Origin of the sequence: Rhodopseudomonas boonkerdii, assembly GCF_021184025.1 — a bacterium.
Taxonomy (GTDB): domain Bacteria; phylum Pseudomonadota; class Alphaproteobacteria; order Rhizobiales; family Xanthobacteraceae; genus Tardiphaga; species Tardiphaga boonkerdii.
The window spans coordinates 3,177,061-3,191,018 of sequence record NZ_CP036537.1 but is presented as its reverse complement, the minus strand read 5'-3'; the positions used below and the strand labels follow the sequence as shown (position 1 = coordinate 3,191,018).

Genomic DNA, 13,958 nt, shown 5'->3' with positions numbered 1-13,958 from the left:
CACCCGACCGTGGTTGTCGCGCACTTGGCAGATCGGCGCCGACAAGCTAATCGACGAACGTTTTCTGGAGGACGGAACCAATTTCCTACCGCACGCCGCTGGCGCTTCTCCTTATCTCACTCGGTACGATCGCAGCGGTGTGGTGGTGGCTCGCCACGCCGGTCTCGCTCGTGCGCGCCCCGATCGACCCTGCCGCCAAGCTGGAATGCGTGTCCTATGCGCCATTTCGCGGCGAGCAGACCCCGCTGAACTCGACCGCAATCATTCCCGCGGCACAAATTGCTGCCGACATGGTGCAATTGGCGCAAATCTCGAAATGCGTGCGCACCTATTCCATCGACAACGGTCTGGATCAGGTGCCGGAGCTGGCGGCCAAGGTCGGGCTCAAGGTGCTGCAGGGCGTCTGGCTCGGCAGCAACCGCCTGAAGAACGCTGCCCAGATCGCCGGGGTGGTCGAGCTGACCAAGCAGTATCCGAACGTCATTACGGGCGTCGTGGTGGGCAACGAGGTACTGCTGCGCGGCGAAATGACGGCCGCCGATCTGATCGGCAATATCCGCTCGATGAAGGCTCAGGTCGGCAAGCTGCCGGTGACCTATGCCGATGTCTGGGAGTTCTGGCTGAAGAATCGCGAGCTCTACGACGCCATCGACTTCGTCACCATCCACATCCTGCCCTACTGGGAAGACCTCCCGATTCGCGCCAAGAATGCTGCAGCGCACGTGGATTCGATCCGTAAGCGCGTCGCTGTGGCGTTTCCGGGCAAAGAAATTCTGATTGGCGAGACCGGCTGGCCGAGCGCCGGCCGCATGCGTGAGGGTGCCCTCCCGTCCCGAGACAACCAGGCGCAGGTGGTGTCGGAAATCCTCGATCTCGCCAAGCGCGAGGGTTTTCGGGTCAATCTGATCGAGGCCTATGATCAGCCATGGAAGCGCGATCTCGAGGGCACCGTGGGGGGATATTGGGGACTCTATGACGCCGACGCGCGTGCGCTGAAATATCCGGCGGGCGTGCCGATCAGCAACTATCCCGCCTGGAAGCTGCATATGGGCCTGGGCCTCGGTCTGAGCGTATTGGTGTTTTTGACCGGAATGCTGACCTTGCGCCGCAAACCCTGGTCGCCGCGATTCTCGGCGTGGCTGACGGTGGCGGTCTCGGCGACTGTCGCCGGCGCTTTGCTCGGCGTTGCCGTCGACAAGCTGCTTTATGAAAGTTATGGCACCGGCCGCTGGATTCAGTGGGGGGCTCTGCTGGCTGCCGGCGTGCTGTCGCCGCTGCTCTGCACCTATGCGACCATGTCGGGGCGTTCGCTGCCGACATTCCTGGAACTGCTGGGGCCGCGCCCCTACCAGAACCGGAATGTCATCACGGTTCTGCTGGGCTTGACCCTGATCGTGACCGCGCTGATCGCGGCACAGACCGCGCTCGGCTTCGTGTTCGATCCGCGCTATCGCGATTTCCCGTTCGCCGCTCTGACCATGGCGGTGGTGCCGTTCGCCGGTCTGATGACGGTGAACCGGCGCGCTGAAGGGACGCGTCCGATCGCCGAAGCCACCTTTGCCGGTCTGCTGGTGGCTTCGCTGGTCTATATCGGGTTCAACGAGGGGCCGGATAACTGGCAGTCATTGTGGACTTGTGCAGTTTATCTACTTTTCGCCATTACGCTGTGGCGGGCGCGGGCCGCGCAAATCCAAGGATGAGCAGGCCGATCGCGATACCTGACAGGGCGATGTTGTAGAGCACGATGCCGAGACCGGCGGCGACGACAGCGCCGGTGATCAGCACGATCGAGGGCCTGAGCAGATTGAGCGCCGCGATCACGATCGCGGCGATGCCAAGCACCGAATTCTTGAACAGATAGGTCGCTACCAGCCTGCTCTTGCACAGCAAGGTCTGGGACCCCGCATCGCAGGCCAGCGCTACCGTGGACATTTCGATGGCCATGTAACGCAGGTAGATCGCGTAGCCGACGGTGGCGAAACCGACGACGAGTAACCACTGGACTTCGTAGGGGCTGAGGCGGAAGGGATCTTTTTTCATGGTCCTGACTATGCTGCGGTTAGGGCCTGCGGACAAGCCGGCAAGCAGTCGCGTACTCATGCTCGTGAGGATTTGCTTGAGCTTCTCTCTTCAACCAGTTCCCGGTGCAAGCAATCTTACTCTCGGCTAAAGCCGAGGATCGTGGATAGCGAGGGCGTCGGTTTGGGCGCTTGTATCTGTGCTTCCTCGACGGGCTTGGGCTGGGGGTGCTCCGATCGCTGTTCCGGTTTCGGCGCGGGAGCCGGTTCCGGTTTCGGTGCCACTCGGCGCTGATGCGGTGGCCGGGGCGGTTTGGGGACGGCCGGAGGCGAAGCCGCTGGTGACTCCACCGAAGCGGCCTCGTTCTTCAGAGCCAGGCGCTGACCGTCGAATACCGAAGTCTCGCAGGCGCGCTTGCTCTCTGCCAGGGTCGCACAAATGCGCGCGGCCGCGGCGGCGTCGGTGAGCGGCCCGACCACCAGACGGAGCTGCATACCGAGGCCATTCCTGCGTTCGCGCACCACGATGATTGGGTGCAGCCCGTTCAGGGCCGGCGTTTTCGACAGGCCGTGCCAGATTGCGCGCAGACCATCGACGGAGTTGGCACCGCCGATATCCACTCCGAAGTCGGTCCGCGCGACCGGTGTCGCCACCTCGGCCGGCGCCAGGGCGATCGCAGCCGTTTGCACGGGAGGAGCCGGTTCAAGCGCTTTCGGTGCGACGGATCGAGGCTCGGCTGTTGCGGCGGCTGGTTCCGAACCAGTTGTGTCGTCGGATTTTGGCGTCGTGGAAGCGGCAGGCGTCGCCGTGCGCGGTGTGGACGGTGGCTCAATCACCACCTTTGCAGTGGCGTCGGGTGGTGAGTTCTCGGGCGGCTTGATCGGCAGAGTCGGAAGGTCTGCCGGCGTCGCAGCAGTCTTCGGCTCCGTCAATATGGATGGAGGCGGTGACGGCTGGGACGCAGGCGCTGCGACCTGTGGCGGCGGCTCTCGCGGGGGCGGGGGTGGTAGGGCGGGTCGGGCAAGGATCGACCCGGTGGCCGATTCCAGGCCTTGTTCCACCGACGCCATGCGCGCGAACAGGCGATCGCGGTCGCTATTCAGGGTGTCGATGGCCTGGGAGAGCCGCCGGTTCTCCACCTGCGCTTCCCGTGTCAGTCGGTGGAGCTGCTGCTCCTGGCGGCTCTGTGCATCGGCGATGGCGAACTGATCACTGCGCAACTGAATCTCGTACCGGCCGGCAAGGACAGCGACCGCGACCGCGCAAACGGCAGCCACGCCCCAAGATCCCAATCGCCACATCAGACGCCGGACACCTTTTTCTTCATCTGCGAGAAATCCCGTCATCCAGCCGCCTTGCGGCTCGGCTGAAAAGGACTCCGCCCACTGGTCGCGCTTGTCAGCCATCCGACGTCTGCGTCGTCCCATCGCCCCGAATCACAATCCAACATTATCAGGAAACCGTCGCCAGCCGGTCGTCGTGAAAGCCGGACGCAGCGGAAAGCGATTTCCGGCGACGGCGAAAAGCCGCTATGACGTCCGCGAAGCGGAAACGAGGACTTTGCGATGACCGGCAGGACCAGCCTTACGATTGTACTCGCAGCCGGCGAGGGGACGCGCATGCGATCGTCACTGCCGAAGGTGTTGCATCAGGTGGCGAACCAGTCGCTGCTCGCCCATGTCGTCATGGCGGCGCCCCAAGGGGCGGGGTCCGCGCTTGCGGTCGTGGTCGGACCGGATCGCGAGGATGTCGCTGCCGAAGCGACACGTATCCGTGCCGATGCCACGACATTCGTCCAGAACGAACGGCTCGGCACGGCTCATGCGGTGCTGGCTGCGAAGGACGCCATCGCGAGGGGCGCAGACGATCTACTGATTGCGTTCGGCGATACGCCGTTGATCTCGTCGGAGACTTTCGAGCGGCTGCGGGCACCGCTCAAGGACGGTGCCGCCCTGGCGGTGCTCGGTTTTCGTGCAAAGGCGCCGGGCGGTTACGGGCGCTTGCTGGTTGCGGACGGACAATTGGTGGCCATTCGTGAAGAGGCGGATGCGAGCGAGGCCGAGCGGAGAATCGATCTCTGCAATGCCGGCGTGATGGCTTTTGCCGGCACGACCGCGCTTGAGGTGATCGAGAAGATCGGGAACGCCAATAGCAAGGGCGAATATTATTTGACGGACGCTGTCGAGATCGTCCGCAGCATGAGCCTCAAGGCAATTGTTATCGAGACCGATGAGGACGAAGTGCGCGGCATCAACACCAAGACACAGCTCGCCGAGGCAGAGGCTATCATGCAGACAAGGCTGCGCAGGGCGGCGCTCGATGCGGGCGTCACCCTCGTTGCGCCGGAGACGGTGCATCTGTCTGCCGATACAACCTTCGGCAAGGACGTGACGATCGAGCAATATGTGGTCATCGGATCGGGCGTCAGTATCGCCGATGGAGCCGTGATCCACGCCTTCTCGCACATCGTGCAGGCTGAGATTGGCAAGGCGGTCTCGGTCGGCCCCTATGCACGGCTCCGGCCGGGTACCTCGTTGGGCGAGGGAGCTCGGATCGGTAATTTCGTGGAGACCAAAGCGGCCAAGCTGGCGGCCGGAGTAAAGGTCAACCACCTGACCTATATCGGGGACAGCGAGATCGGCGCAGGGGCGAATATCGGGGCCGGGACGATCACTTGCAACTATGACGGATTCAACAAGAGCAAGACGATCATTGGTGCCGGTGCCTTCGTTGGTTCGAACTCCTCATTGGTTGCACCGGTAAAGATCGGTAGTGGAGCCTATATCGGCTCAGGCTCGGTGATTACTCGCGACGTGCCGGACGATGCGTTGGCCGTAGAGCGCAACGAGGTCTCCACTAGGGAAGGCTGGGGTAGGCGCTTCCGCGACAAGTATACGGGATCGAAGAAGCCCAAGTGAGGGCATCCGTCAGGCGCCTTCCTTCCGTTTGAGGAACCAGTTTCGGCGCGGCGGTGGCTTGATCGACTCCTCCGGTAAGGTGTTCGGTGGCGGTTCGTGCGGTGGCGGTGCGACGGCGTCGCGCATTGGCGGCGGCCAGCGGGCAAGGCGACTGGTGTGCATCTCGATATGACGCAGCCGCGTTACGGCGATGGATCGAGGCTCTCTCGGATCGCGCGGCTCCCACATGGCATGCACTCCACTTCAGTGGAAAGGGTCGTGCGAATACGTTGAGGCTTTGTTAAATGCGTGCAGCGAAATCGTCGCATACATCCGTCGACTTGTCTCAATCGGCAATAATTCTTGAGTATCAATGATTTTGCGATTGTCGCTAAGAGGGGCCAGACACCTGCGTCGGGCCGTTCGCGCCCAATTCGTTTCCATTGGAGATCAATTCACCCATGTGCGGCATCGTCGGAATTCTGGGGCGCGGCCCGGTCGCTGAGCAGATTGTGGATTCGCTGAAGCGGCTCGAATATCGCGGCTACGATTCTGCAGGTGTCGCGACATTGGAAGACGGCGCGCTGACGCGTCGCCGCGCCGAAGGCAAGCTCAGGAATCTGGAAGCCAAGCTCGGCAAGGCGCCGCTTAAGGGCCATGTCGGGATCGGGCATACGCGCTGGGCCACCCACGGCAAGCCGACCGAAGCCAATGCGCATCCGCATGCCGCCGATGGGGTCGCTGTCGTTCACAACGGCATCATCGAGAATTTTCGTGAGTTGCGCGTCGAACTTGAGAGGCAGGGCGCGGTCTTCTCGAGCGAGACCGATACTGAAGTTGTCGCACACCTCGTCAATTCCTTCGTCAAGAAGGGGGCAACGCCCGTCGAGGCCGTGAAACAGGCGTTGCCGCGCCTGAAGGGGGCTTTCGCACTGGCCTTCGTGTTCAAGCAACAAGACGACCTGATGATCGGCGCCCGCAAGGGATCGCCGCTCGCAGTCGGTTTTGGTGATGGCGAGATGTATCTGGGCTCCGATGCCATCGCCCTGGCGCCCTTTACGGATGACATTTGCTATCTCGAGGACGGCGACTGGGTGGTGCTGAACCGCAAGGGCTGCGAGATTTTCGACGGGAGCAACAGGCCTGCGAAGCGTGAACTGCTGAAGTCGGGCGCGTCGGCCTTCATGGTCGACAAGGCCAATTATCGCCACTTCATGGCGAAGGAGATTCACGAGCAGCCGGAAGTCATCGGTCATACGCTGGCGCGCTATGTGGATATGGCGAACGAACGCATTTCGTTGCCGACCGAACTGCCCTTCGACTTCAGGAACGTTCAGCGCATTTCGATCGCCGCTTGCGGCACTGCGAGTCTGGCCGGATTTGTTGCAAAATACTGGTTCGAGCGCTTTGCGCGCCTGCCGGTCGAGGTCGATGTCGCCTCCGAATTCCGCTATCGTGAGGCGCCGGTCCGTAAGGGCGATCTGGCGATCTTCATTTCGCAGTCCGGCGAAACGGCTGACACACTGGCTGCGCTGCGTTATGCCAAGGCCGAGGGCATGCACACTCTCGCCGTCGTCAATGTGCCGACATCGACGATTGCGCGCGAAAGCGAGACGGTGATGCCGACCCTGGCAGGTCCTGAGATCGGTGTCGCCTCCACCAAGGCCTTTACCTGCCAGCTGATGACCTTGGCTGCGCTCGCTGTTGCTGCCGGCAAGGCAAGGGGCGAGCTGTCCGATGCCGACGAGGCCAAGCTCGTACATGGTCTTGTGGAGATTCCGCGCTTGATGACTGAAGCGCTGACGCATGAACATGAGATCGAGAAGCTCGCCCGCGACCTCTCCAAATCGCAGGACGTGCTCTATCTCGGCCGGGGCACCAGTTATCCGTTGGCACTGGAAGGCGCGCTGAAGCTGAAGGAAATCTCCTACATCCACGCGGAAGGTTATGCCGCCGGCGAGCTCAAGCACGGGCCAATTGCGCTGATCGATGAAAGCATGCCGGTGGTCGTGATCGCGCCCTATGACAAGGTGTTCGACAAAACAGTCTCGAATATGCAGGAAGTCGCTGCCCGGGGAGGCCGCATCATTCTGATGACGGATGCCAAGGGCGCGGAGGAAGCCACCGTGGACTCAATGGTGACCATCGTGATGCCGGACATGCCCGCAGCTTTTACCCCGTTGGTCTATGCCGTTCCGGTGCAATTGCTCGCCTATCACACAGCCGTTGTCATGGGCACCGACGTGGACCAGCCGCGCAATCTCGCCAAATCGGTGACGGTGGAGTAGGCCGGATTGTCGCAGGCTCCAGCGGCCCGGACCGTGGAGGTTCAACAGGTTGTATTCTACTTTTGGACGATCCGATGGCGATCTTCAAAAAGGTGACTTTCCCCGTACTGGCAAAATCCTGCTAGGATGCCCGGCAAGGGGAGCGGCGAGCCGATGTTCGCCGCCTCCGCAGATGTTGACGCCGAGAGTTTGATGCAGCCCTCCGAACTGCCGCCGACCCCGCCTCCGGGCGAACTGCCGCATGATGCTCCGCGGGGCTTCATGGCGCGCATTCGCAATTATTTTCTCACCGGCCTGATCGTGGCCGGCCCCATTGCCATTACGTTCTATCTGACCTGGTGGTTCGTCACCTGGGTCGATGCGATCGTCCGTCCGCTGGTGCCGGAGGCCTATCGGCCTGAACAATGGCTACCTTACGGGATTCCCGGCTCCGGGCTCGTGGTTGCCTTCGTCGCGTTGACGCTGCTTGGCTTCTTGACCGCCAATCTGATCGGTCGTTCGCTGGTTGATCTCGGCGAGAATCTGCTCGGCCGCATGCCGGTGGTGCGTGCGATCTATCGTGGCCTTAAGCAGGTATTCGAAACGCTGTTTTCGGGTAATGGATCGAGTTTCCGCAAAGTCGGCATGGTGGAGTTTCCATCACCAGGTATGTGGTCGATCGTGCTGATCTCGCAGCCGCCGAGTGCCGAGGTTTCGAGTAAGCTTCCGAGTGAGGAGGAGCACATCTCTGTGTTCCTGCCTTGTGCGCCGAATCCGACCACCGGCTTTTTCTTTTATGTGCCGAAGAGTAAACTGATCGAAATCGATATGTCGGCCGAAGCGGCGGCGACACTGATCATGTCGGCGGGCGTTGTGCAGCCAGGTTCCGATCCACAGAAGAAGATCGCTGCGCTGGCTGAGATGGCGAAGAAGTCGCGGGCGGTACAGGCTGTGAAACAGCCTGCGAAGGTAGAATAGAGTCTGGTGGGCATGTTTGGGGCTGCCGTCTCCTGAAACGACGGCAACCATATAGGATTACGGATTCAAGTGCGATCAATGCCGTTACGGCAGCTACGCCTGCGACTGCTGGGTTCGCACTTGTATCTCCAATCCAGAACCCCAAAGCGAGCAGGAGCCCGCTCCATGCCAAACTGCCAACGAAGGTTCCTGGCAGAAACTGCATGAGCGATACGCTGAGGACGCCAGCAGGGATCGCTATGTAAACTCTGACGACGGGGATCGTCTGGCTGCCGGCAATGATCAAGAACAGATGTCGCTGGAATGCTGTCGTGGCGCGCAGATAGAGGGAAGGCGTCAATCCCATATAGCGGCCGAAGCGCTTGACTAATATTTCACTACGTTGTTTCCCCAGCGCTAGGCCAATGGCATACCAGCCCAGCGAACCGAGCGTTGAGCCGAATGCAAGCGCCGGAATAGCTGTTGCGAGGTCGCTCTGTTGGGCTGCAATCGCGATACCGAGCGCGACAAATGCAGCGTAAGACGGCACGAACGGAAACAGCTTCTCCGCCATGCCGAGTCCGACAATTCCAATCGGGCCAGCCTGAATGCAGCGAGCGATAGCATCGGATAGGGCTGTCTCCATGGGCCTTTATTCCGATGCTTGACGAGCCGGACGACGAGAGATTCGATAGACCGAAGCAGGCGGCACATTCATTAGCACGCGGCCGGCACATGACGCTTGAAGACCATGGCGCTCCAGTTGTGAATGGCTGATCGGGCAGCGAACGCCATAAGTGAACTGATACATCGCACCGCCCGGCTTGAGGCTGGCAAAGACTCCGGAAAGGATCGCGTCGACCTTCTGCTCCGCGATGTTGAGCAAGGGAAGTCCGCTCACGACGGCACCGAATGTCTCGGGAGCGAAGAGTTTCTGCGGCGAGATCCAGGCGGCGTCCATCCACAATACTCGCGCATGTGGAAATCGCTGCTGCAGCAAGCGCATGAAGTCGGAGCCGTATTCGATCAGCGTCAAATCCGACTCCCTTACGCCTCGCTGCAACAGTGCCGCCGTAAGGACGCCGGTGCCCGGGCCGAGTTCGAGAACCTTGCCTGTAGCACCGTTGATATCCTGCGTAATCAGGTTGGCGAGTGCGGAGCCAGACGGTACAACCGCTCCGACCATGCGAGGTTCAGCCGCGAGAGATCGGAGGAATAGGAGCAAGCCATTTGCTGTCATGAAGAGTGTCCATTTCGCACGCAGTGCCGAGCATCATGGTCGGCGAAGCTGCGATATGCGGAATGGAGATTGAGCGAACATGACGTCATGCGGCTCAAGCTGAAATAAGGCGCCTCGATAAATGCGGACCTCTGGAGCGTCAGCGTTAACGGAGCGAACGTCGTTTGCCGAACGTCATTGTGACACGCGTGCCGCCGTTCGATCCTTCATGAATTTCAACCGTTCCATCATGGAGCTGGACGATCTCGCGAACCAGATTGAGGCCGAGGCCTGCTCCGCGCGATCCACCGTTGATTCGGTAGAAAGGTTCGAACACGTGTTCCCGGTCTTCAGGCGCGATGCCGGGACCCTGGTCGGTCACCGAGATCGAGGTCGAGGTGACGCTGACGACGATCTTGCCGTGGCGCCCGCCATGTTCGATGGCATTGTGGATCAGATTCGCGAGTGCACGCTCCAGAGCTCCTTGATCTCCCGACATCGGGGCTCGCTCTACGCTGTTTTCGTATGCGATTTCGTAGCCGGCCGCGATGGCGAGAGGAGCAAGGTCCGAGGTCACATGCTGCGTCACATCGACGAGATCGATATCGGACCGTGGTACAACCGATTGCCTCAACCGCTCGCTGTCGAGCAACTGTTCGGCCAGAATCGCCAGGCGCCGGACATCTTCGAGCAGGCGGGCTTTGTATGGTCCCGGTTCGATCGACTCGATGCGAATTTGCAGGATGGCAATCGGGGTTCGCAGTTCATGGGCGGCATCGACAAGGAATCTTTGGCGACGCTCGTAGCCATCGTCGAGGCGGCGCAGCGCGCCGTTTATCGCGGCCACCAACGGGACAATTTCCTCGGGGACACGATCCAGCGAAACGCGTGCCCCGCGTCTGTCGATGTCGATCCGTTCTGTTTGTGCCGCCGTATCGTTAAGACCGAGCAGTGCGCGTCGGACCACGACGGGGGTGGCGATCAATGTCGTCAAAGTCATCACGGCAAGGATCGGCAACACCACGCTGATGAACAACGTAAGGATAGCGAGGGCGAGGCGATGCCATGGCACTGTGCCGCCAGCGCCGGCGAGGATCTGTACACGTCCTGCGGCGCTGTCGACCCAACGCATTCTCGCGGTGGCGCGCGGTGTGTCGCCGACGTTCCAGCCAAGCCGGGCCTGCCCGATATCGTCGAGCGCATCGCCTATATGCGCGAATTCGGGAGGCACATTGCCTTGTGAAATGCGGGCACCTTTGCCGTCCCGAATCACGAACCACAGTTCCGGCATCGTGGCGCGCTGCTGTGCAAGCGCGACGGTCTCGCGAACGACCAGAGTGCCCGCAGGATCGCGGTCGAGGGCACCCTCGATTACGCTGATGGTCTCGTCCTCGGGCTCAAGCGCGACGAGATAGCCGCCCGCCCATAACCCGCCCACCACGGCCAGGACCAAGCCGGTGAGCATCATTGCCTGAAGGCTGACGAGCCGATTGACCAAAACCCAACGCAACGACGTACGGCGAAGCGCGCTCATGACGTGCGCTTGATCAGATAGCCGAGCCCACGAATGGCGTGTATCTCGACGCCTGCGTCGTTTTCTGCGAGTTTGCGCCGCAAACGTGAAACATGGGTATCCAGCGCGTTGGACTGAATTTCGTCATCAAAGCCGTAGACAGCTTCCTCAAGTGTGGACCGTGCGACCGTGCGACCGGAACGTCGCATCAATGTCTCGAGCACCAACAGCTCGCGACGGGGGAGCGCGAGCACGATACCGCCAATACTCGCTTCGCGGTGATCGGCATTGTAGGTGAGGCGGCCAAGCTGCAGTGTTTCGGTCGGCATGTCGCTCCGCCGGCGCAATACGGCGCGGAGCCGCGCGAGCAGTTCCTCGATCGCAAATGGCTTGCCGAGATAGTCATCGGCGCCGGTATCCAATCCAGCGATGCGGTCGGCGAGGTCGCCCCGTGCCGTCAGGACAATAATCGGAGTTTGTATGCCGTGGGCTCTCAAATTGGGGATCAGCGCGAGTCCATCGCCGTCAGGCAACTGGCGATCGAGCAATATGGCTCCATAGCTGTTCGTGAGGATGGCCTCCCTGGCCATGCCGACCGTCGCAACGCGATCGACCACCATATCGTGCCCCTTGAGCGCGGTTGACAGCGCTGAAGCCATTTCCGGTTCGTCCTCGACAAGGAGCACGCGCACGCAATCATCCTGTTCGCTTCATCATGCCAAGGCCAGAAAATGGTCCGGGAACATTGCCACAACATTACGCGTCATTGAACGGCCTATCCCGCTCCGAGCAGCGATATCGCCTCGTCGCGCTCATACAAGTAGAGAAGACACCGCAGTGCCTCGCCACGCTGGCCGATGAGTTTCGGATTTTCCTGCAGAATCCGTAGTGCTTCATCACGCGCCTGCGTGATGAACTGTGCATGGACTTCGGAGCGCGCAATGCGATAGCCGGGCAGGCCGCTCTGCCGCGTTCCAAGGACGTCGCCCTCGCCACGCAACTTGAGGTCCTCTTCGGCGATCCGGAAACCATCGGTGCTGTCCTTGATCACGGTCAGGCGCTTCCGGGCGATCTCGCCGAGCGGCTCGCGATAAAGCAGAAGGCAGGTCGATGCTTCCGAGCCGCGGCCGATACGACCGCGGAGCTGATGCAGCTGTGCGAGGCCGAAACGCTCGGCGTTCTCGATCACCATGATGGTCGCAGCGGGCACATCGACGCCGACTTCCACAACCGTGGTCGCGACGAGAACCTGCGTTGCGCCACTTGCGAAGCGCGCCATTGCGGCGTCTTTCTCCAGCCCGCGCATACGGCCATGGACGAGGCCGACCTTGTCGCCGAAGCGTTGCTGCAGATACTCGAACCGCTCCTCCGCATTGGTTAGTTTCGGTCCGTCCATCTCGGACTCTTCCACCAGCGGCACGATCCAGTAGATCAGCTTGCCCGCGTCCACGGCACGGCCGATGCCATCGACGATTTCGGCAAGACGGCTCGCTGAAAGAGTGCGGGTCTCGATCGGCTGGCGGCCGGCCGGTTTCTCCCGCAGCTCCGAGATATCCATGTCGCCGAAATAGGTCAGCACCAGCGTGCGCGGGATCGGTGTCGCGGACAGCACCAATACATCCACGGCTGTGCCCTTATTGGTGAGCGCAAGGCGTTCGCGCACGCCGAAACGATGCTGCTCATCGACGACGGCAAGCGCCAGCGATTTGAAGATCACGTCGTCCTGGATCAGCGCGTGGGTGCCGACGAGGAAGTCGATCTCGCCAGCTTCCAGCCGCGTGAGAATGTCCTTGCGCTCGCGTCCTTTTTCACGGCCGGTGAGGATGGCGACGCGCAGCCCGGCACGTTCGGCGAGCGGCGCGATGGTCTTGACGTGCTGGCGCGCAAGGATTTCCGTCGGGGCCATCAAGGCGGCCTGCTTCCCGACTTCTGCCACGGCCGCGGCGGCCAGCAACGCCACCACCGTTTTGCCCGAGCCGACGTCGCCCTGCAGTAGCCGCAGCATCCGGACGGGCAGGGTGAGGTCGTCGGCAATGGCGGCCGATGCCTGCTGCTGCGATGGCGTCAGCGCATAGGGCAGGGCATCGATGACCTTTCGCCGCAACCCGCCGTCGCCGGCATTGCGATCTCCCGCCGGGCGGCGCAATTGCGCGCGTACCAGTGCCAATGCGAGCTGGCCGGCGAGCAGTTCGTCATAAGCGAGGCGTGACCAGAACGGGCCGTCCGGCAGGATGTCGGTGGTTTCCTCCGGAACGTGGACGCGCTGCAGGGCTTGGCTGAATGACGGAAACTTACAGCGGCGAATGACGTCGGCGCCGATCCATTCGGGCAACTCCGGCAGCTTGGTGAGTGCCTGCGCGATCGCTTTGCGCAACGCCGTGATGGCCAGACCTTGGGTCAGCGGATAGACCGCATCGATCCCTGAGAGTTTTGCGAATCCTTCCTCATCCACCACGCGATCGGGATGCGTGATCTGCAGCATGCCGTCGAACAGCTGCGTTGTGCCGGAGACGTAACGCTTCGCGCCGAGCGGCAGCAGTTTTTCGATCTGTCCCGGAAAAGTCCGGAAATAGGTCAGGATGACCGTCCCGGTATCGTCGGTGCAATAGACGAGATGCGGCGCGCGGGAGCGGCCGGGCGGCGGCGGCCGGTGCCGCTCCACGATCACCTCGAGCGTCACCATGGTCCCGATCTCGGCCTCGTTGATCTTGGGGCGATGGCGGCGATCGATGACGCTGGCGGGCAGGTGCAGCAGCAGATCGACGATGCGCGGAGGCTCTTCGCGGCCGAGCAGGAAGCGGAACAGCTTGTCCTGCTTTGGGCCGATCCCGGTCATGGTCGTGATCGGCGCAAACAGAGGATTGAGAACGTCAGGGCGCATCGCTCGACTCGCGGAACAGCCTCGGAGGCCGATATCGCCAGACTTGAAACCATTTTGGAGGGAAAGCAATCCGCGCAGCCCCCCTTTGCATGCTTGAGGTGCTGACAACGCCCCCCATGGTCGCTATATGCACCCGGCCCGGCATGTCCGGGCTTTTGGCGTTTGGCTTTGGAGCATGATCCTGAAAAGTGGATGCCGGTTTTCG

At 61.6% G+C, this 13,958-nt stretch carries 10 protein-coding genes and 1 pseudogene; 4 read left to right on the top strand and 7 right to left on the bottom strand.

Annotation, left to right across the window (positions count from 1 at the left end; genetic code table 11):
- The first annotated feature begins 128 nt into the window (after positions 1–128).
- Positions 129–1,700: a glycoside hydrolase family 17 protein gene (locus E0H22_RS14575; RefSeq protein ID WP_233026374.1), complete on the top strand. Its 1,572-nt coding sequence runs from the start codon at positions 129–131 to the stop codon at positions 1,698–1,700.
- On the opposite strand, the gene E0H22_RS14570 is transcribed toward E0H22_RS14575, so the two are convergent.
- Together E0H22_RS14570 and E0H22_RS14565 are read right to left on the bottom strand one after the other, a co-directional pair.
- Positions 1,660–2,040, bottom strand: coding sequence for a hypothetical protein (locus tag E0H22_RS14570; protein ID WP_233021729.1), 381 nt, complete (start codon positions 2,038–2,040; stop codon positions 1,660–1,662). The genes E0H22_RS14575 and E0H22_RS14570 overlap by 41 nt on opposite strands.
- Before the next feature lie 116 nt (positions 2,041–2,156).
- Complete coding sequence (locus tag E0H22_RS14565) at positions 2,157–3,425, bottom strand: hypothetical protein (RefSeq protein WP_233021728.1); 1,269 nt, start codon at positions 3,423–3,425, stop codon at positions 2,157–2,159.
- Positions 3,426–3,584: 159 nt separating this feature from the next.
- On the opposite strand from E0H22_RS14565, the gene glmU reads away from it, so the two are divergent.
- The 3 genes from glmU (at position 3,585) to E0H22_RS14550 (ending at position 8,161) form a co-directional block, all read left to right on the top strand.
- On the top strand, positions 3,585–4,937 hold the full coding sequence (gene glmU, locus E0H22_RS14560) for a bifunctional UDP-N-acetylglucosamine diphosphorylase/glucosamine-1-phosphate N-acetyltransferase GlmU (RefSeq protein ID WP_233021727.1): 1,353 nt from the start codon (positions 3,585–3,587) through the stop codon (positions 4,935–4,937).
- Between the two features lie 440 nt (positions 4,938–5,377).
- A complete protein-coding gene (glmS, locus tag E0H22_RS14555; protein ID WP_233021726.1) occupies positions 5,378–7,204 on the top strand; it encodes a glutamine--fructose-6-phosphate transaminase (isomerizing) in 1,827 nt (608 codons plus the stop codon).
- Positions 7,205–7,396: 192 nt separating this feature from the next.
- Positions 7,397–8,161, top strand: a complete 765-nt coding sequence (locus E0H22_RS14550) for a DUF502 domain-containing protein (RefSeq protein WP_233021725.1) — start codon at positions 7,397–7,399, stop codon at positions 8,159–8,161.
- Positions 8,162–8,360: 199 nt separating this feature from the next.
- Here E0H22_RS14550 and E0H22_RS26050 read toward each other — a convergent pair.
- The 5 genes and pseudogenes from E0H22_RS26050 to recG form a co-directional block, all read right to left on the bottom strand.
- Positions 8,361–8,714: pseudogene (locus E0H22_RS26050) on the bottom strand (DedA family protein); the annotation flags it as partial.
- Between the two features lie 78 nt (positions 8,715–8,792).
- Positions 8,793–9,380, bottom strand: a complete 588-nt coding sequence (locus E0H22_RS14545; RefSeq protein WP_233021724.1) for a class I SAM-dependent methyltransferase — start codon at positions 9,378–9,380, stop codon at positions 8,793–8,795.
- Positions 9,381–9,525: 145 nt separating this feature from the next.
- Positions 9,526–10,893 (bottom strand): sensor histidine kinase, encoded by a 1,368-nt coding sequence (locus E0H22_RS14540; RefSeq protein ID WP_233021723.1) that lies wholly within the window; start codon positions 10,891–10,893, stop codon positions 9,526–9,528.
- A complete protein-coding gene (locus E0H22_RS14535; RefSeq protein WP_233021722.1) occupies positions 10,890–11,564 on the bottom strand; it encodes a response regulator transcription factor in 675 nt (224 codons plus the stop codon). Before E0H22_RS14535 ends, E0H22_RS14540 begins: the two co-directional genes overlap by 4 nt.
- Positions 11,565–11,647: 83 nt before the next feature.
- Positions 11,648–13,753 (bottom strand): ATP-dependent DNA helicase RecG, encoded by a 2,106-nt coding sequence (gene recG, locus E0H22_RS14530; RefSeq protein ID WP_233021721.1) that lies wholly within the window; start codon positions 13,751–13,753, stop codon positions 11,648–11,650.
- Positions 13,754–13,958: the final 205 nt, after the last annotated feature.

Excerpts from the sequence above, each read along its gene's own strand:
- recG (WP_233021721.1), bottom strand. The coding sequence starts at position 13,753 with ATGCGCCCTGACGTTCTCAATCCTCTGTTTGCGCCGATCACGACCATG.
- glmU (WP_233021727.1), top strand. The coding sequence starts at position 3,585 with ATGACCGGCAGGACCAGCCTTACGATTGTACTCGCAGCCGGCGAGGGG.
- E0H22_RS14570 (WP_233021729.1), bottom strand. The coding sequence starts at position 2,040 with ATGAAAAAAGATCCCTTCCGCCTCAGCCCCTACGAAGTCCAGTGGTTA.
- glmS (WP_233021726.1), top strand. The coding sequence starts at position 5,378 with ATGTGCGGCATCGTCGGAATTCTGGGGCGCGGCCCGGTCGCTGAGCAG.
- E0H22_RS14550 (WP_233021725.1), top strand. The coding sequence starts at position 7,397 with ATGCAGCCCTCCGAACTGCCGCCGACCCCGCCTCCGGGCGAACTGCCG.
- E0H22_RS14565 (WP_233021728.1), bottom strand. The coding sequence starts at position 3,425 with ATGGCTGACAAGCGCGACCAGTGGGCGGAGTCCTTTTCAGCCGAGCCG.
- E0H22_RS14545 (WP_233021724.1), bottom strand. The coding sequence starts at position 9,380 with ATGACAGCAAATGGCTTGCTCCTATTCCTCCGATCTCTCGCGGCTGAA.
- E0H22_RS14540 (WP_233021723.1), bottom strand. The coding sequence starts at position 10,893 with ATGAGCGCGCTTCGCCGTACGTCGTTGCGTTGGGTTTTGGTCAATCGG.